Origin of the sequence: Brevibacillus sp. HB1.4B (assembly GCF_013284285.1) — a bacterium.
GTDB lineage: Bacteria > Bacillota > Bacilli > Brevibacillales > Brevibacillaceae > Brevibacillus > Brevibacillus porteri.
The window spans coordinates 419,567-437,582 of record NZ_JABSUT010000003.1 but is presented as its reverse complement, the minus strand read 5'-3'; the positions used below and the strand labels follow the sequence as shown (position 1 = coordinate 437,582).

Annotated in this window: 23 protein-coding genes and 2 pseudogenes; 7 read left to right on the top strand and 18 right to left on the bottom strand. The window is 42.7% G+C overall.

What is annotated here, in order from left to right:
* From HP398_RS10005 to HP398_RS09990, 4 genes are all read right to left on the bottom strand, one after another.
* Nucleotides 1-468 (bottom strand): DMT family transporter, encoded by a 468-nt coding sequence (locus tag HP398_RS10005; protein WP_017247638.1) that lies wholly within the window; start codon nucleotides 466-468, stop codon nucleotides 1-3.
* Between the two features lie 21 nt (nucleotides 469-489).
* Complete coding sequence (locus HP398_RS10000; protein ID WP_017247637.1) at nucleotides 490-1,188, bottom strand: Crp/Fnr family transcriptional regulator; 699 nt, start codon at nucleotides 1,186-1,188, stop codon at nucleotides 490-492.
* A 23-nt stretch (nucleotides 1,189-1,211) separates the two neighbouring features.
* On the bottom strand, nucleotides 1,212-1,637 hold the full coding sequence (locus tag HP398_RS09995) for a DMT family transporter (RefSeq protein ID WP_017247636.1): 426 nt from the start codon (nucleotides 1,635-1,637) through the stop codon (nucleotides 1,212-1,214).
* 138 nt (nucleotides 1,638-1,775) lie between these two features.
* The gene (locus HP398_RS09990) at nucleotides 1,776-2,270 is read right to left on the bottom strand and encodes a DUF1648 domain-containing protein (protein WP_173622486.1); all 495 of its coding nucleotides are present in this window, start codon (nucleotides 2,268-2,270) and stop codon (nucleotides 1,776-1,778) included.
* A gap of 314 nt (nucleotides 2,271-2,584) precedes the next feature.
* Here HP398_RS09990 and HP398_RS09985 point away from each other — a divergent pair, with 314 nt between their 5' ends.
* From HP398_RS09985 to HP398_RS09970, 4 genes are all read left to right on the top strand, one after another.
* Entirely contained in the window at nucleotides 2,585-2,773 is a 189-nt protein-coding gene (locus tag HP398_RS09985; RefSeq protein ID WP_017247634.1) for a hypothetical protein, read from the top strand.
* 210 nt (nucleotides 2,774-2,983) lie between these two features.
* Complete coding sequence (locus HP398_RS09980; protein WP_026042976.1) at nucleotides 2,984-3,775, top strand: DUF2935 domain-containing protein; 792 nt, start codon at nucleotides 2,984-2,986, stop codon at nucleotides 3,773-3,775.
* Between the two features lie 201 nt (nucleotides 3,776-3,976).
* Nucleotides 3,977-4,846, top strand: a complete 870-nt coding sequence (locus HP398_RS09975; RefSeq protein ID WP_173622485.1) for a discoidin domain-containing protein — start codon at nucleotides 3,977-3,979, stop codon at nucleotides 4,844-4,846.
* Nucleotides 4,847-5,038: 192 nt separating this feature from the next.
* Nucleotides 5,039-5,191, top strand: a complete 153-nt coding sequence (locus HP398_RS09970; protein WP_170831622.1) for a hypothetical protein — start codon at nucleotides 5,039-5,041, stop codon at nucleotides 5,189-5,191.
* 585 nt (nucleotides 5,192-5,776) lie between these two features.
* Here the strand turns inward: HP398_RS09970 and HP398_RS30905 are convergent.
* From HP398_RS30905 to HP398_RS09925, 10 genes and pseudogenes are all read right to left on the bottom strand, one after another.
* A pseudogene (locus HP398_RS30905) lies at nucleotides 5,777-5,950 on the bottom strand (glycoside hydrolase domain-containing protein); the annotation flags it as partial.
* A gap of 118 nt (nucleotides 5,951-6,068) precedes the next feature.
* Nucleotides 6,069-6,227, bottom strand: a complete 159-nt coding sequence (locus HP398_RS30690) for a hypothetical protein (RefSeq protein WP_217368612.1) — start codon at nucleotides 6,225-6,227, stop codon at nucleotides 6,069-6,071.
* Between the two features lie 63 nt (nucleotides 6,228-6,290).
* Nucleotides 6,291-6,665 (bottom strand): annotated as a pseudogene (locus HP398_RS09960) (sigma-70 family RNA polymerase sigma factor); the annotation flags it as partial.
* Between the two features lie 185 nt (nucleotides 6,666-6,850).
* On the bottom strand, nucleotides 6,851-7,405 hold the full coding sequence (locus HP398_RS09955) for a GNAT family N-acetyltransferase (protein WP_173622484.1): 555 nt from the start codon (nucleotides 7,403-7,405) through the stop codon (nucleotides 6,851-6,853).
* Between the two features lie 381 nt (nucleotides 7,406-7,786).
* Nucleotides 7,787-8,446 (bottom strand): anti-sigma factor, encoded by a 660-nt coding sequence (locus tag HP398_RS09950; protein WP_254476002.1) that lies wholly within the window; start codon nucleotides 8,444-8,446, stop codon nucleotides 7,787-7,789.
* Between the two features lie 59 nt (nucleotides 8,447-8,505).
* A complete protein-coding gene (locus tag HP398_RS09945) occupies nucleotides 8,506-9,051 on the bottom strand; it encodes an RNA polymerase sigma factor (RefSeq protein ID WP_069850421.1) in 546 nt (181 codons plus the stop codon).
* 96 nt (nucleotides 9,052-9,147) lie between these two features.
* The gene (locus HP398_RS09940) at nucleotides 9,148-9,636 is read right to left on the bottom strand and encodes a hypothetical protein (protein WP_173622482.1); all 489 of its coding nucleotides are present in this window, start codon (nucleotides 9,634-9,636) and stop codon (nucleotides 9,148-9,150) included.
* A 38-nt stretch (nucleotides 9,637-9,674) separates the two neighbouring features.
* Nucleotides 9,675-10,478 carry an extracellular solute-binding protein gene (locus tag HP398_RS09935; RefSeq protein WP_173622481.1) on the bottom strand — a complete coding sequence of 268 codons (804 nt, stop codon included), beginning with the start codon at nucleotides 10,476-10,478 and terminating at the stop codon, nucleotides 9,675-9,677.
* A gap of 255 nt (nucleotides 10,479-10,733) precedes the next feature.
* Nucleotides 10,734-11,048: a hypothetical protein gene (locus tag HP398_RS09930; RefSeq protein WP_017247623.1), complete on the bottom strand. Its 315-nt coding sequence runs from the start codon at nucleotides 11,046-11,048 to the stop codon at nucleotides 10,734-10,736.
* A gap of 427 nt (nucleotides 11,049-11,475) precedes the next feature.
* Complete coding sequence (locus HP398_RS09925; RefSeq protein ID WP_173622480.1) at nucleotides 11,476-12,975, bottom strand: recombinase family protein; 1,500 nt, start codon at nucleotides 12,973-12,975, stop codon at nucleotides 11,476-11,478.
* Nucleotides 12,976-13,305: 330 nt separating this feature from the next.
* Between HP398_RS09925 and HP398_RS31370 the strand changes: the two genes are divergently transcribed.
* Together HP398_RS31370 and HP398_RS31365 are read left to right on the top strand one after the other, a co-directional pair.
* Nucleotides 13,306-13,566 carry a DDE-type integrase/transposase/recombinase gene (locus HP398_RS31370; protein ID WP_371736731.1) on the top strand — a complete coding sequence of 87 codons (261 nt, stop codon included), beginning with the start codon at nucleotides 13,306-13,308 and terminating at the stop codon, nucleotides 13,564-13,566.
* Nucleotides 13,500-13,667: an IS3 family transposase gene (locus HP398_RS31365; RefSeq protein WP_173622479.1), complete on the top strand. Its 168-nt coding sequence runs from the start codon at nucleotides 13,500-13,502 to the stop codon at nucleotides 13,665-13,667. The genes HP398_RS31370 and HP398_RS31365 overlap by 67 nt, the downstream gene beginning before the upstream one ends.
* Before the next feature lie 521 nt (nucleotides 13,668-14,188).
* On the opposite strand, the gene HP398_RS09910 is transcribed toward HP398_RS31365, so the two are convergent.
* The 3 genes from HP398_RS09910 to HP398_RS09900 form a co-directional block, all read right to left on the bottom strand.
* Nucleotides 14,189-14,776 carry a hypothetical protein gene (locus HP398_RS09910; protein ID WP_173622478.1) on the bottom strand — a complete coding sequence of 196 codons (588 nt, stop codon included), beginning with the start codon at nucleotides 14,774-14,776 and terminating at the stop codon, nucleotides 14,189-14,191.
* Between the two features lie 132 nt (nucleotides 14,777-14,908).
* Nucleotides 14,909-15,109 (bottom strand): hypothetical protein, encoded by a 201-nt coding sequence (locus tag HP398_RS09905; RefSeq protein WP_173622477.1) that lies wholly within the window; start codon nucleotides 15,107-15,109, stop codon nucleotides 14,909-14,911.
* Between the two features lie 106 nt (nucleotides 15,110-15,215).
* On the bottom strand, nucleotides 15,216-16,406 hold the full coding sequence (locus tag HP398_RS09900) for a hypothetical protein (protein WP_173622476.1): 1,191 nt from the start codon (nucleotides 16,404-16,406) through the stop codon (nucleotides 15,216-15,218).
* Between the two features lie 369 nt (nucleotides 16,407-16,775).
* Between HP398_RS09900 and HP398_RS09895 the strand changes: the two genes are divergently transcribed.
* Nucleotides 16,776-17,186, top strand: coding sequence for a hypothetical protein (locus HP398_RS09895; protein WP_173622475.1), 411 nt, complete (start codon nucleotides 16,776-16,778; stop codon nucleotides 17,184-17,186).
* A 118-nt stretch (nucleotides 17,187-17,304) separates the two neighbouring features.
* Here the strand turns inward: HP398_RS09895 and HP398_RS30900 are convergent, their stop codons facing one another.
* A complete protein-coding gene (locus tag HP398_RS30900) occupies nucleotides 17,305-17,853 on the bottom strand; it encodes a sigma-70 family RNA polymerase sigma factor (RefSeq protein WP_254476000.1) in 549 nt (182 codons plus the stop codon).
* Nucleotides 17,854-18,016 lie beyond the last annotated feature (163 nt).

Below are 18,016 nucleotides of genomic sequence, written 5' to 3'. Positions count from 1 at the left end.
TTACATCTTACTTATTGAGCGATTCTGTTGCCATTCGCCGCCTAGTTTAAATACGATCACACCGCCAACAATGACCAGAACCCCTAACAATTGCGTAAAAGTAATCGGCACTTGAACCAGCCCTAACCAGCCGATTGAATCCGACCATAAAGCGAAGCCAAGCTGGGCAGTGAGAACGATGGAGATGGCATACGTTGGGCCAAGCAGTCTCATCCCTTGCACCAGACAAAAGACCACCCCAACGCCGATCATGCCACTGAACCAGTACCACGGCTGCATAGATGGAAGTGAAAACAACTGCGTTCCTTCGAAAATGAGACCCATCGTCAAAGAAGACAGAAATCCCATCCCAAGCACAAGTGTCGTCGTAGACCATGTTCCTGCCTGTTCACTTACTTTCCTGTTGAAAATATTTTGGAGGCTGACCAACAAGCCAGCCAGTAACGCGAAGAATAGCCCGACTACCATGATTTTGACACTCCTGTCTCATTATTCATTCGGAGTCTCGCTCGCCATTTTAGCTAAACCTTCCCGATCCTTGATCAGAAGGAATCCATTGGCACGCTCAATCAGTCCCTCCTTGCAGAACTGCTGGATGACCCGATTCAAATGTCTGTAGCTCGTTCCGATCATATTCGCTGCATCCAAGAGATTGCTCGTACTGATCTGTTCTTTGTTGGCAGGATTCCACTCTTCTATCGAAACGGACAACAAATAACGAGCAAAACGTACTTCTACTGGGTACAGAAGGTTGATACTTAATGAGTTGGACTTTACACAAAATTTATGCGTAATGATTTGCAGTAAAAATTGCAAGAGTGGAGCGTAGTCTGTTCCGTATTTTTTCAACCAGCGATAATGAATTCCGATCATCAGAACAGTCGAGGCCGCTTCCACCGAATTTAGATAAGGAATTCCTCTTACATACTCAATATCTCCGATCACTTCAAGCGGTTTTTTAAAGGAAAGGATCAGGGTTTTTCCTTCGGGGGAAGTCGTAAAAATCTTTACTTTTCCCTGCACCAAAACGTACAGATGACAGGCTGATTCGCCTTGAGCACAAATGAGCTCCCCTTGATCAAATTGATACAAGGACAAATGCGGCAGAAAAGGCTCATGAAAAACAGACGCTAACTGATGGGCATGGAGATAATCTTGCAAAAGCTCACGATTTTCGATTTCCTTCATTCCTCTGTTTCACCCTCTCGTCATCAGGCCCTCAGTATCAGTACCCCCAGAATCATCATCCCGATCCCGATAAAATGCGGTAGCCTCATCTTTTGTTTATCAACACCGAACCACCCATTACTGTCAATGAGAAAAGTCAGGCTAAGCTGCGCAATCAAGAGGGCTGAAATCGTCATGGTTACCCCGATATGGTGGATAGCTGTAACATTGCTAAAAATGATAAACGCGGCGAATGCCCCACCTGTCAAATATAACGGTTTCACTCGCCTGTATGCCTGCCATTTTCCATCTCGAAAAATCAACAGGAGTAAAAAAGCCGTGAGGAAGCCCGTTAACTGCGTAAGTGTCGCGGTTTGCCAAGTACCAATATCTTGACTGATTCTTGAATTCGCTACACCTTGCAAGGTAATGAAAACACCGCCCAAAAAAGCAAAAATAATTCCTTTCATCCTCTCACCTCACACTGATCTGTTCCTAATTAAAAAGGATCGCAAGGTGGATAGGGAAGGACATATGTCCTCATGATTTTCGTTGCAAAAAACAAAGGAGAGGACCTTCCCGTTAGAAGGACCTCTCGCTCATTCTTCTCATTGAATCTTCTTTTGTTTCACGATTCCTATCACAAGCAGAACGATCATCCCAATGATGGTGATCGGCAGAAACCACTTCCCAAAGCCGTCTCCCCATCCTAGAGCAATGGAAACCGACTCCAACAAGATTACGGAAAAAATAATTAAGCAGCTATTTTTTATTTGGTTCACGATTTTTCGACTGTGCAAATAAAACTGATCGGCATTCGATTCAGTGAAGCGTGCCGGATAGTTATGGAGCTCCGGATGTTTTTCGAGTACCTGCATGAGGAAAATGATAAAGACGCCAATCCCAGGTAAAAGAAGCAGTTCCCATTTTGAGCCCCAGCGATCTACTTCCCCCAAAGCATTGTAATGGGCAGGCACCTCGTCAGGAAGCTGATTCCAGACAAAGACTAAAAAGAGAAGTGATCCCACGAAAAATAAACAACCAACTACATCCCATAACCATTCGCTGCCTGTCTTTGGTATATCTATGATTGGTCGCTTCATATTCTCCCCCCTTACTGCTGCTCCTCCTACAAGTATTTTACCATTAATGTTTATTTGCGAGTCAAGGTCAATCCGTCACACACTTCTGGGCGATTATGCCCGCTTTATTTTTCAATCACTCACTCCGAATGAAGAGCAGGCGATTGAAAGAGCCGTATACATCGAGTAGAGGATTAACCTTTTTCAGAACAGGGCGAAAGCTAAAGGCTTTACGCCTCTTTTTCATTCCTTCTTTGCGATATCCACTCATGCATAAGCAAGCAGGAAGCTGTCCTCATATCCTATAAAGTACCAACCGTTAAGGGGGAAGTGTCATGGATCCGATTGAGCATCATAGACAGCGAATGCATCACCACATGAGGCAAGCAGAACGTTATCGCTCTTTAGCTTTTGAACATCGCCATGATCGCATGCGTCATCATACCTTTAGAGAAAGAGAACACTTCCATCGCATGCGGGCCCATCACCACAGAACGCAAATGCATTCGATGCGTCGTTATTAACTTGGAAAACTCCCGTTATTGGGAGTTTTTTTTATGGGACAAGCGAGAAAACGCCCGAAACAATCGTATGGAGAAATGGGCTTGGTTCGGATGTGGATTCTGTGCTCATGCCCATTCACGAAACTGGGTAAACGCATAGACATACATCATGTGTGATCAAAAGTGGAAAATGGGCTATGATCCGCCCACATCCTTATGCGGAGGTACTATATGACAAATGTTTTTGTTGAACGCTCGTTAGAGGAAATACGTTTTTGGTCTCGCATCATGAAAGAACACTCCCTGTTTCTCAAATTAGGCTTTAACTGCGAAGACACAAAATTGATTGAAGAAGCGAATCGCTTTTACAGCATTTTTGAAGAAATTGAAAGCCAAGCCCTGGCCTTTTCTTCTGACGTAGACCCCCAACGAATCTATGACTTTAATCAAATGGTTCACAATGCCGTTTCGTATATTTGGGCCTTTAAACGCAAAGTACTCGGACTCATTATTCGTTGCAAAATCGGTGGTAACAACTTTCCGCTGTTGGTCGATCACACAAGTAGAGAGGCTGCCTATTTTCGGAATCGATTAGAACAACTGAATACGGGAAACCTTGATCCCTTACCAGATGCGGTGATTAATGAAAATGTCTTCTTCCTACGAATCATGGCTGACCATGCGAAATTTATTAACCATTTGCTCGATCCTTCCGAAAGAAAGCTAGTGGATCAGGCTAGAGAGTTTAGTCATGATTTTGATCAATTATTGTTCCAAGCTCAGGATCTAGATTCCATGCGCCCCCAGTCTCAAACGAAACCGCTACTGAATCAATTTGTCGATCAAAATCGCGTATCCGTCCGTCAATTGCGTGACTTCAAAAAAACAGCTCGTGATCTGATTGAGGAATGCAAAATTAAGAGCATAATCCCCCCATTGCTCGCTGACCATGTGTTTAGAGAAGCCTCGCATTTTCTAGAGATTTTAGATGCCTTTGAGGTATCCCTTACACACACAAAATAGCTATCAGAAATAAGAATAACCCGTCTCCTATAAAAACAGGGACGGGTTTTGTATTTCTTGAACGACCTAAATAAAATTACAAATTTATCCTTTTATTTGTAATTTATTCCTTTTTATGTTTTGCTTAAACGAAAGAACTATACTATATTTTTATTGGAAATAGACAAATTATCCATTTTTAACAATTCAGGGAGGTTTTTGATGTTTTTAACAAAAAGGTATCGTAAGCAAATTTTTAGTTTGGCACTCATGTTCTCTATTCTATTTTCTGGTCAAAGCATTGGGCATGCAGAAGATCAAAACTCAGTTGATTTAATTCCAACGATGACGAGTAACACATCACCTACAGGCATCGCAAGTGCGAATAACATTTGGAATGCAGAAAATGATGCATATAAAGCCTTCGACGATGATGAAAAAACCTCTTGGCATCCGGCCAATATTAGTCATTTCCCCTATTATTTGGGGTATGAGTTTCCAACTGAAACAGTAGTTGGAAAGTATACGATAAAATTAGCCTCTGACATGACATATAGACATTTAGAAGCTCCTACCACTTGGACGTTTGAAGGATGGAATGGTACGAACTGGATTACCCTTGACATAAAAACGAATATAACCGGATGGAAGCTTGGTGAGAAAAGAGAATTTACATTTGATAACTCCAAGCCCTATAAAGCGTATCGCTTCAATATTACTGCCAATAATGGGCATGGCAATACTCATACCGTAATTAGTGAAGTTGAATTCATGCAAGGAAATGCTGAGATGCCAGATCCAGATCCGGATCCTAATCCAGACCCTAATCCCGATCCTAATCCCGATCCTCAGCCATCCGGTGATAACGCACTTCTTGTTATCAAGATGATCAGTGGACTCGAGAAAGAGTTTGAATTAACTACATCCGAAGTTCAAGACTTTATCGACTGGTATAATGGCCGTGCAGACGGACGTGGAAAAGAAACTTATATGTTCGATAAGGACTTTAACAAGGGGCTATTTACCGCTAGAAAAGATTATGTAGCATTCAGTAAGATCCAATCCTTTGAGGTCATGGAATATACCAAATAATACAACGAGGCACCTCCTATAAAACAGGATGGTGCCTCATCGTGTTGATATCTATACTGTCGATATTATCTGTGGCGACCTTCCTAATACCTTTTTTTGCGTCCATTTCCGTCACTTGAGAACACTCGTACAGTCAAAAGGAAAATTATGTTAATACCTTATTTTAGATCATTATAAAGGAGGAAATATCCCATGAAAAAGAAGAAATCTAATTCTAAGAAATACAAGAAAGTAAAAGGTCAATTGGTACAACATTCATCTTATTATCCAGCTCAAGCTGGAGGTTGTATCTGGATTTGCATGCGTCATGGGTGCGGTTGGTGGTGCCCAGAACCCGTTATGTAATGTGACCTTCTCCAAGAAACATCATGCTAAACACATTGGTTGCGTTATCACCACTCCCTGATTATTAGGGAGTTTTTCTTGTTACAATTCCTGGCACCAATTTAAAAATCTTGTGTTTAGTAAACATTGACTATCAAACAACAGACTGATGGCATTCGCTGTAGTGCATACAATCAAATCATCTGTTAAAATTGTTGCGAAAAGGAAAATACTGGTGATCGTTCATGAAAAATAGACCTCTTTGGTTCAATATCTTTTCAGTAGTTGCCCTTTCCATGGCAGTAGTGAACGTTTTTACACATGTGACTTTCTTACGAATAGTAACGATGCTATGCCTTGCCGTTGTCATGGCTTCTTTAGGAACATTTGAACGGAAGAAAAACCGTAAGTTCACAATGACCCCATTGTAAGATACTGGTATTCGACATTATGAGGAAGATAAAAATGAGTAAAAAGTTTGTCTTATACACGTTCATTACAAGTTTCCTTTTAGTCGCTTTCACTCCGCTTATTTTTCCAGTGACCATTACGGATGTTAAGCAACTGAATCATGTGTTTATTGGAGCGCCATTTCCTTAAAAGTAACTAAAGGATTTGGAAAGCTGCTGCTTTTCCGTCCCTTTTGCCATTGATTGCTCCACCAGCAGCATCGTTTGTTCCCCGCTGAAAGACGGAGACCATTTGCATCCCAGCTACCGTGATCGCCTCCGCTTCTGCTCGTGTGAGACGTTTCCATTCATACTGCACAGGAACAAGATAGCGGCAGACAAATTACATACCCCACCGCCCACTGCCAAAGTCACTACAAGACGCTTATTGCACCGTTTCCTGCTGTTCTACTACCGATGCATCATATTTTTCACCGGTAATCCCTTCATTATTGTTCGGGTGTTAATTTTCCTAGCTCTACAAAACGGGTGACATCTGCTGCCGTATACTCGCCGAAACGATACAGCAAGCAAATAGAAAAGCCACCCGGCATCCGAGTGGCTTCATCCCTTTCACTTGTCTGTATGTTACTGGAATGAAATGTCATTTCTTTGCAGAGAACGAACTACGAAATGCCTCCATCAAAATAGCGTCCTCCGCTGCGAAAAAACTACCGATTCTGCGGCTGTTTCGTCCGATAAAACTCATTAAACAACTTCATTAACGCTCGCTTTTCGATACGGGATACATACGAACGAGAAATGCCCAGCTCACGCGCAATTTCGCGCTGTGTCTTTTCTTTGTCCTGATCCAGCCCAAACCTGCCGATGATCACCTCTTTTTCGCGCTCATCGAGGATGTGGATGTGCTGGTAAATTTTATTGGACTCCAGCTTGAGCTGCACAGCGTCGACCACTTCGTCGGTTTCTGTGCCAAGGACGTCGATCAAAGTGATTTCATTGCCTTCTTTGTCCGTTCCGATTGGGTCGTGCAAGGATACGTCTTTTTTGGTTTTTTTCAAGCTTCTCAGATGCATGAGGATTTCAATCTAAATGTCAAAAGGGGAGCATCGACAGATTTAGATGTTCATTGAAAATAAAGCAATAGACTGGAATCCTTGATATGCCGGGAGTTGTTTCAAGAAAAATTTATTCCCAAACTTGGGGAATGTCTTTAAGAAGCTTCCCTTATTTCGGCTTTTTAAGACATATGCTGAAGATCAATCACTTATTAATCAAGCATGAGATACCAATAAATTGCTATCTCATCACTATCTTTATCTAGACCTCTGTAGAGGTAGGAATCGAAACCTCCGATGACAAAACCACAACTTTCGTAGAATTTACATGCGCGGACATTATTACTTTGTGTCTCCAGCATGATTCCCGTCATGCCGCCTTCCTTCGTCCAGCATTTAGCCTGTTCGATTAGTTTTTTACCGACGCCGTATCCTCTATATTGCTTATCAACTTTGATATCTTCCACATAGGCAAATTTGTTCCAATTTCTTTTCAAAACAATTTGACCCACAACTTGATTGTTTACGAGCGCTAAATAAATGATTTGATGGGGATTGCCGATATAGTTCGAATAATCCTCAACTGTATCTTCTTCAAGCTGTTCATCTTCGTAGCTTTTATTTCTAAGAGGTCTCTCCATCACCGTATATCCGATTCGCTGTCCCATTAGTTGCAAGACAAGGGTAGAGTCCACGATAAAGCTCCCATCAATGTTTGCACCACACTCATCGTCCCCAGCTCTCAGTTCTCTAATGAAAATATCCATATTCGTCCTCCTCTATTTTTATAAGGTGAGAATAGAGATAGCAAGGGGGACCACGGACTTAACGGAATACATATTGCTCCATCATTTTCATAACCTCCAAGTATTATGTAGCATTTAGATTCTTTAGATAATTGTACAAGCATTGCTTAGCAGGTGCGACAGCTTTATAATCGTTAAGCCCGTTAGCTTGATCACGCGTATAATTACTGCCTCGTTGTTCCTACTACTTCCGTTAATTATAGGGTGTTTCCTTTTCGATCAACTCACGAATCATGGCGGATTACGGATCGATCTTGCTCTTGCCACACAATAATATGCTCTTACAACTCGTCAGTCCCGGCCCGCCTCGTAAAACTTCTGCGACAGGTTAGCCAGATATTTCTATGACCCGGCTATTTTTTTTCCCCTTGGTTGTCTGCTATTGGCGTCCGGTTCGACAGTGATGCCGATTTGATCAAAAGTCTGCCCTTCGGCGAGCTGGTAGGTCAGTATTCCGGATCCGTTTTCGTCCGGCTTGAATATGCCACCATTTTCCCTCGTGCTGTTTTTCAGCAGCCAAACCTGATAAACCTGTGAACCTTCGACGCCGGGCAATTCGTGAACCTGCACCACCAAATTTTTCTCTGATCCCTGCTGGACAATATAGGCGATGCCGTTTGTTCCCGGGTGGCTTTGATTGGCTGCTTTTAAGGGAATCGCCGTTAAAATTTCAATGGGTATATTTTCGACATGACGATTTTTTACCTGTACATTCGCTATTCCAAGACCAATAAACGCGAGTAACAAGACGGCCACGATACTGGTTGAAACTGGAGTGAACTGGCTTTTGAGCCTCATGGCGAGCTTGCTCATCTTAGCCATGAATGTTTCCGTACCGCTTTTCCTTTTGTGCTCAAAAACAAACCCCAGCACCTCGCCTTTTAGCGATTCAGGCACCTCGATTTCGGTATAATCGAATGGCAAAGCATGCCAGGCCTGGGATAATTCCTGATATTCTTTCTTACACTCCGTACAATTCTTTAAATGTTCAGCAAAGGCCATGTGTTCGCTCTCCTTGAGCTCATTTGCTATATATGGAATTAACTGATCACAAACCCTTCTCATTTTAAATCCTCCAGTTCCAGATGCTTCCTCAATCCTTTAAGAGCCTGGTGAAGCCTGCTTTTAATCGTGCCGAGCGGCTCTTGTTCCAGCTTGGCGATCTCTGAAAGAGAATACCCTTTCCAATAAAGCAAATCGATTAATTTTCTTTGCGCCGTCGGCAATTTGTTTTTCGCCATCGCAATATCATTCGTATTTACTCGTTGCTCGACTTCATTAGCAGGGTCAGCGATCTCTTCATGTTCCTCTTGATGGTGTTGCGTATGCCTCTTCTCTTTTCGGAGGTAGTCAATGCAAATATTGCGAGTAATCGTGAGCAGCCAATTTACAAAGCTGCCTTGAGCAGGATCGTAATGGCAGTTTGTTGTCCATAGCCTCAAAAAGACCAACTGAATAATCTCTTTCGTCTTATCCTCATTCCCATTGCAAAACTTCATAACGAAGCCGTAAACAAGCTTTATATATCGATCATAGAGCTCCTCTAATGCGTGACCATTTTTTTCATTTACCAATCGCATTAATTCCGCATCGTAATTTTCTTTCATGGGGCACTCCCTGCTTTTGGATAAAAATATATTGCCATAACACTATTTTAAAAGTAAAGATGGGAACGACCGCGACTAATCGTTCCCTGGGCAAGCTTATTCAAATGCTGTTTCGCTGTTTATGACAAACCATACATCTTTTACTCCTTGTCCGTTTACATCCCCTTTTTGCTGGTCTTTTGCAAAATAATAGAGAGGAAAGCCTTTGTACGTAACCTGCTTCTTTCCGTTGTCTTCTCTTGTGATCGTATCGAAATCCTTTTTGTCAAAACCTTCCGGGACGGCGAAATCCTCCTGGGTAAATGCCGGCCAGTTTGCCAGGCAGTCTCCGCTACAATTGCTTTTTCCTGCTTCGTCCTTTTTAAAGTAATACAGGGCCCTTCCCTGTGGGTCCGCCAGGTACTCTCCAGCTTTCTCATTCTTCAAAAGCTGGAGGCTGTCAACCGGGGCTTGTTCCGATTTAGTTGATTCCGTTTGGGCTTGATCGGGGTGAACCGTCTCTGTTTTTACCTCCGTGCTTTTTCCGCAGGCAGCCAAAACAAAAATAATCGAAAGTATCGCAAGGGTAAAAACTGCTTTTTTCATGTATGTTCCTCCCAGTTTTTTAGATGTATGACTCGACCTTACTTCCAGCCCCATTTTTGAAAGATTTGGTGAGATTTTTCCGTTCTTAAATAATCAATAAATTGCTGTGCCTCTTTTTTCTGATCAGTGATTTTCGTCAGGGCGATCGGCGTTCCACGATAGAGCTTTTCTTCTTCGGGCAGTTTGACCAGGTCAGTCACATCCTGGAGCCGGTAATGCCACGATTCATAGGTAATCCAGGCGTCCAGGCTGTCATTCGATTTCCATCGTTCAATGGCTTCGGCACTCGACTTTACAGAAAGGTTAATATTTTGGGAAATGCCTTCGATCAGCCCTTTTCTGCCTGCCAAGTCTTCCCACAGGCCAAGCTGGCCAGCCCCATTCACATCGATTATTTTTACTCCCTTTTTCGTTAAATCCTCCAGGCTTTCAATCTTCTTAGGATTTCCTTTCCTCACCAAGATTCCTGCAGCACGCGGGTAAAGCTCCGTACGTGATTTAGTGTCGATCATTTCGGGGTGGTTAAAGATGAAGTCCTGCAACATATACACGGAGCCGCCGAAAATAATATCTGCATCTTGCTTTGCTTGGCCGATCCAATTGCCCTCTGGTCCGGCTGTTACTTCCACCTTCATTCCTGTTTCAGCTGAAAATTGTTCAGCAGCTTCCTTGATCGGTCCAAGTGGTCCACCTGGTCCGTACACCCGGATGACTTTATTACTTTGGCTGGCATTTGATGTTGCCTGGGACGCCTGCTTACCGTCCATTTGTGCATAGGCTGACATTCCAGCAGCTGTAAAGACAAAGAGCAGTAGAGCTGCTAGAAACACGGTCTTCTTCATGATTCTTCCTCCATTTCACACATGTTTTTTAACGGTACTATCAAAGGAAACGAAGGGAGGCTGTAAACGGTTTGATTGTAATCGCAAAATAGTTAGAAAGTTTCATAAATCTATGGAAAACTAGTCTGGTAAAAAATAAAGAAAGAACGCCACACAACCTATGCCAGCTTGGCCAGGTTTTACGGAAGCCTCAAGACGATCCATGGTCTGTTAACATAAATAAAAAAGCCCACAATTTGTGGGTTTTTTGTTACGTTACTTTTTTTGTGTAGGTGTAGCAGCAGGAGCTACTTTTTCCACTTTCTTTTCGACCTTCTTTTCTGAATGCCTGATTGGTCGAGCCATAAATTCAAATACAATGTACCCCATAAAAGCACACAACAATATACCAAGCTGACTAACGGCTTTTAACAAATACTCATTTGAAAGTTGGGTCGCTTGAACAGCAGAAGTATTAGCCCCAAGTTCTACATTAAAGCGGTAACTACTTTGTAATCCACTGAGGTCTGAACCTGTTTTAAAAACCAATAATAGCATGACGATACGGAATAGCCAGATAAAATAGCGCAATGATATCTCTCCCTATGGTTATGATTCTACAAATCTTTTCCCTTTATTTTGGAAGTTCAAACGCATGTTAGTTATTGTGGAGAATGCTTACAAATTAATATGACATTGGTAATAACAAAAAAGCCCACCTTATAAAGAGGCAGGCTTTTGACTTAGAATAAACTCATTTGTTCCGATCCGATTGGTGATACCTCCCCCTCTTCAACAAGGTCTATTTGTAAGGTCTGCTCCCCAAGAACGCTAATGTCCGTCTGCTTATTCCACTCATACCAGGAAGCGCGAAATTGATTTGAGCTGATTTTATCCTCGTACAACAGGGTTATGACTATATTTCTAATATTTCTGATTGGAGAATTGTAACTATCGGCGGCTCTGTCTAACGCTTTATTTTCCGGTCTAACTTCCACAACTTTATTTACTCAGAACATTAGAACGTGAATATCTCCACACCCTCTTCGAAAACTCTTACTTCCCTAACCACTTGACGGATCAGCTCTTTTTTATCCTCAAAGGTGAGCTCATCCTGAGCTTTTAATAAATAATATTCAGCAGCTTCTTGAATCAAGTTGCGACTAGACTCATAATCGACCTGCTGTTTTGTTTGATCCAGCAGCTCGTTTAGACGCTGATTCAGTTTATCTTCCTTCTCCTTCAGTTCTTTCAACTCCTGGCGAATATCTTCTTCACCAATATCTCCTTCACCAGACGCAAACAATTTAAGCAATCTCTTGCGTCCTATTTTTGTTTTTTCGAGTTCCTTTTGCAATCGCTCCAACTCCACTTGCTCGAATGGAGTTTCCACTTTATCTTCCACTACCGCCGCAATCTCATCAGGATTATTCAACCAGGACGCAACCGCTTCCCAAACCTGATTGTCCAATTGCTCACATCTTACACGACGACCGCACCCCTTAGTTTTTGCACCTGCTGTATTCTTAACATCAGTATACTCAAAAACATGCTGGCTCCAGTTTTTCGCTTTTCTTCCTGACATCGTATTTCCACAGGACCCACAACGTACTAGGCCGCTTAAGAGGTACTCGTTGAAGCTCCGTCCCGCCCATCTTCTTCTGGATTCCTTTAGTAGTCGCTGGGCATGTTCAAATTTCACTTCGTCAATAATGGATGGGCAGGGCATGGATATCCACTCTTCTTTTGGACGCATTTTCATACGGACTTTCTCATCTGGCTGGCGAAACTGATTACCCAGCATCCCTTCTGTATTCCACTTATTTTGATAAAATCTCCCCACGTACGCCTCATTCATCAGCATCTGTCGTACCACCTGACGATGCCATACGCTCGCACCGCGCTTTGTAGGGACTCCTTTATTGGTTAAATAAACAGCTATCCCATTGATACCTTGAACTAGCTCGTTGGGCTGAGTAAACAGATCGAATACTAGTCGCACTACTGCTGCCTCAACTTCATTAATTACGATCTGTTCTTTCTCTGAATCATAACTGTATCCATATATTTGAAAGTCACGGAGAACGCGGCCTTGTCTTGCCTTTTCTCTTCTCCCACGACTCATCCGTTCATTAATTTTTGCCTTCTCAAATTCAGCAATCGCTCCACGCATGCTATAAAAGAGTTGACCTTCAGGCGTTTTTGCATATTCGCCATTCACGAACACAAGCTCTATACCACGCTTATCAAATTCATCTGTAATAAGCAGCTGGTTCATTAGCTTACGCGATAAACGGTCAGGGTCCAGACAAACAATTTTTGTAATGACTCCATCTTTCACATCTTGCCTTAGCCTTGAGAGAGCCGGACGATCTAGAAACTCGCCTGATACATCATCTATGTACTCGGCAGCTTCACTCGTCGCTGCCTTTTTCCTGCATTCCCTTACCTGATCGTCGAGGCTGAACCCGCTTTTCGCCTGCTCCTCTGTACTCACCCTGGCATATATTCCGATCATACGGCTTCTCCCTCCTGTATTTTCCTAATAAATAGTGGTAACAGGCGGAACGAATACTGTCAGTAGAACTGCCCGGTATCATCTTTACATTCACCGTTCATCCCCTCCTGTCGAGAAGATATGCGTGAACGGCTTGTCAAAAGTAGTGGAGAAACATGAAAAACCCGTCTCCTCAAAATGAAGTGCACCCCTTAAAGTAAACATTGGAATAACCCCTGTGGTTTACCGATGAACTTTAAGGGTCTTTGAAAGAGAAGATCAGGTCGATCTATAAGCAAAGGAAAGGAACGCATCTATCTCTCAGCCAATAAAGATTTGTGTACGCGCGAAATGGTTGCCTATCATATCAGCTCTCGAAACGACAATGCGCTAGTTCTTGAGACTTTCAAGAAAGCATTTAGAACACAAAAAGACGTGACTGGTGTGATCGTTCACAGCGATCAGGGTCACCAGTACACGTCCCATGCATACCACGACATGCTGCCTACTGTTGGCGCCCAGATCAGCATGTCACGACGAGGTAATTGCCTAGACAACTCCTCGATGGAAAGCTTCTTTTCTCATTTGAAAACCGAAGCTCTAAATCCCTAAGAAGAATTGAAGAATATATCCATTTTTACAACGACGAACGTCTTCAACTGAAATTAAAAAAGCTGACGCCTAGTGAATTTAGGCCTCAGTTAGCGTCCTAACGGCCGGGGTTTTTCTTACTGTCTACGAAATGGGGTCTTGACCATTCTTAACAAAGGTGTTTTCTTCCAAATCAGATTTTGCAATTTCAAGGAGTATATTAAAACTTGCCTCCACCTTTATTATCCAGATAAATAATCCCAAAAGCCACTACAACTGTGAGGACTACAACAATCTTTCTGCTTATTCCCATGCTAACGTCAAGATCAAAAAAACTGAAAGCTAGCAGCACCAGAAGTAAGACCAAAAGAATTTTTCTGATAATATCACTCACCTCAAATCATCGTTCTCTTAATCATAATAATAGTAATTACTTGAAAATATTGCAAAAACGTCGACGCAAATTATAAAACTTTGTAAAATCATGAACGCTTAGTATGAATAAACAGGAGTCAGCTCGAATCCTTTACTCTTTTTCCATGTACGATTTTTCGCTTGGATATACGCGGTAAGCCCTACAACTGCACCCACTGTCTCACCTCCAAATAGAAAAACCACCTAAATAAGATGGTTTTCGCTTTTGCTATGTATTAGTTAATACTCTCATAAACTCTACAGGAACCTCTTCGTTCTCCAGTCTTATCGAATAGAATACCATTTGTTCCACTCTTCTACTTTCTCTTTTCAAAACAAATCCATTGTGACTAACCTGATCTGTATCTTTCTCTATGCTTGTTTCTGTTATTTGCTTGATTTTTTCATTGGATTCATCTAATGTCCAGCCTGCCGCAGTGGTTATCATCTGGGCTGATGCAACTGCCTTTTCACTCGCGTTCTCATTAAACTTTGGATCCAAAACCGACATTACCAGAACCTGAACTAACTTGTTCTCGTTTTTGTTTACAACTAATCCGAATGCATGAGTACTGTCCTCAGAAAAAGTAAAATATGTCTTGAATCCGTTACCTTCGTCACGTTCGAACCATTTTGATGAAGCTTTAAGATTTGGGAACGATTGCGAACTTTGATACCAGTCAGACGTATTGGTCAACTTATCTTTTATTTCACTAGTAGATTCGCCAAATACCTCAACCAAGGTCTTTTCTTTATCCGATACATTAGAACAGCCAGCTAAAAGCAGAAATACTAATAAAATTAAAATCTGTCTCATATATACTACTCCCTCCTGTCTACATTCTACCTCTCCTACCAAAAGGCGTCAGTCCATATAATTCGAGTGCATACGACAAAATGTGACTTTCTTCCTCTCCCCAGCCCCCTATCGCTCGGGAGAAGGAGAAAGCTATGTGCTAACTTTCTCCTCTTCTTCTGCTTCAATTGCTTGGCAAGCCATAATGAGCTTTTGCATATAAGGATCGACCTCATAATCTAGGTTGTCTGCTGGTCGTCCTCTGCCGTTGAGAAATGCCCGACAGAGGTGGCTTGATTCTCCAGCGGTTCGAACTAGACGAAAGACTTTTACAATCTCGTCCGACTGGCGCACTACATTTCACCCACCTCCATGAAAAAAGCACCACACGGGTGCTTTTGTTCGATAATTGTATATAGATAATTAGGAATGGCCCTCCCCAACCGTTCTCGTCGGACGCTCACCGAATATGATCTAGTACGCTTTTCATAACCTGCGGCGAGTCCTGCCGATCGAATAAATTATAGCGGGCTTTGACTGTTTGAGAGACCTGATTCAGCGCTTTTTGGCTCTTCGTTTTCCGGTACTCGCTCACAAGTTTGACAAAGGAGGGATGCCGGATTACGTCTGTTCGCCAGTCCCACACGCGCGGTTTTTGGACTTCTTGCCGGACCTGTTCCACCATCTCAATTACTTTAGGTGCAAGAGAGGCGCTGAACTGCGTTTCGGCCTTCTTCTTCTCCGGAAGATCAGACAGCATCACATAGTTGGGAAGGGAAGACATTGGCTTGTTGTTTACAAGCAACAATTCGCCCGAATAGTTGTGCACGGTCTCTAGCAACAAGTCTTGATTGACTTCGTATTGAAAATACTCCCATCCAGTCGCAGTTTTTTTGCTCGGCAAAAACAGATGGATGAAGTTGAGCATTTCTGTGTAGTACGGCTGCGATTGCGGATACACATACCCTTTTGCATCGACCTGGAATCCCGGCACTCCCACCTCTACTGCCCAGCGGACCGCTTCACTTTGGCTGTCCTTGGGAGCTACACTCCCCTTGTAAGGCCTAACTTTTTTGTACATGCGGTACAACGTCTCCGCAATAAATTGCTTCGTAAGCCGTTGGTCATTCAGGTCCTCAGGCAGTACGTACCCCGCCTGGACAAGTGCGTTTATCCGCGCTTTTAGTTCCATTTCTCCCCGCTTTTGCCGTAGCTCGCCTTCCCATTGGCCAGAGGCTTGCTGCTGCTTTATTTGCTTGCTGATGGCGGCCGGATCGTAACCTTGGGGATAGACGGGATCCAATATTCCGATCTCATTGTACAAGGCCAGCAAATACCCATCTTTAGAGACACTGAATTCATCGATCATGAAACCGCGCGGCGTGTCTGTACCGTTAAGTTCGCCGACGATTTCCGTGAGGCTTTTTCTGTTTTTGTCCAGGATGTTTGCGGGATGCGGATTTTTGATCTTAAGCGCATCTTTTAGGAGAGAATGAAAAACTTCTTTTTCTTCCAGCGTATGAACCGTGGGCAAATTGTAGGCAATGCGATAGGATGCCGCCGTTGCCGCTCCTGCTTCTTGAATTGGATAGGCGATCTGTCCGACAGACAGAACGGCTGCGATTGCAGCGGTGAACACAACCTTTTTCATGGATTTTGTTCCCTCCTCAGTGTGGTGGCAAACGTATCGGAATTTGATTCACGGGAGTTTGCAAATACATTTGATAGACGAACGCTTCTTGAATAAAGTTACATCTCACCCATGATTCCCCTGAGATACTCAACCTTCGGGCAGAGGTCTCCTCCGCAAGCCAACCCCATTGATGTCCTTTACTAATTTAGGCAGTTAGACTAATCTACACACTTTCAAAAATTATTTGAACATTATTTCGCAAAAAGAAATTGTAACAAAAAATTAAAATTTCCATATATTTACACATATTGGAAAAAGGTGTATATTGTGGTTGTCCAAACAAACCTGTTTTGTATCGGGCGCAAGAAAATAGAAGGAGTGGTTAGAATGAAGAAGTTTATTACTGCTTTCGCAACACTGGCATTATTGACTTCAGCGACACCTGTATTTGCGCAAGAGGGACAGCAGCTTGCACCAGTTACCAATGTTGCCAGCACGAAAAAAGCATCTGATAAACAAGCGGTAAAGCCTTTCGCTGAGTTTGTCACCATAAACTTATATTGGAATCAACCACCAACTGCAACAAGATTTGAAGTTATTGTTACAAACGTTACAGATGGTTATGTTTTGGAAAAAAGCCGACAAACATCTACAGAATTTTCGGCTCGTAGCTTAAGAGTTGGAAATCATTACAGTATTATGGTTCGTGCTTTAGACCAGTTCGGTAATCAAGTCGGACAATCGTGGTATAAAGATTTTGAAGCAAAACAAAATGACAATTGGCGTTTTTGGTTTTAATTGGTTGAAGCATGGAGATTGTTAGACTGTCGATTTTTCGACAGTCTTCTTCTTTTCAAATAAAATAATGATACTGTTCTTAGAGTTAGTTTGCTTTAGTACCTATTTTGATTTTTCACTAATCCGCTTTTTGTTGGTGGAGAATCTGGACCAGGTGCTCGTCCAAAAAGCAAAAGTGGGTTCGGCGTTCAGAAATATCAAAACGGAAGCATGATTGATGGCCTAACATACGATGAATGCCCAAATCACTTGATAACAGTTTAAAGGGACCATAAGGGTCCCCTTTTTCATAACTCTTCATCACAAGACACCCTTTTGACTTTAAAATCTCATTCTCAATACAACGCGCAGCATACGTAGCCAGCTTGGTGCCCTTATCCACCTGATAACTCTCGATTGCTTTGATCAGGCCGATGGTACCGATGGAAATCAGATCTTCACTGTCCTCACCTGTGTTCTCGAATTTCTTCACAATATGCGCCACCAAACGCAAATTGTGCTCAATCAGCTTGTTACGGGCGTAAGGGTCGCCTTTGGCCATGAGTCGGAGGTACTTTTCTTCTTCAGTGTCCTGAAGCGGTTGCGGGAAGGCATTGTTCTTGACATAAGCCACGAAAACAAGAAGTTCTTTAAAAACAAGGGAAAGCGCCGCGATAATGCTGGACATGGCTGCCACCTCCACGTCTGGAATAGCTTACTTCTATCCTTATGTGGGCGGTTGCCTATGCGTGCCTGTACGCAGGGAGTTGTTATCGATTAATTCACTGTTGCTTGTATGGTAAAGGATTGTTTCGAAGAATTGAGATATTTTGGCAAAATGAACAAAACGA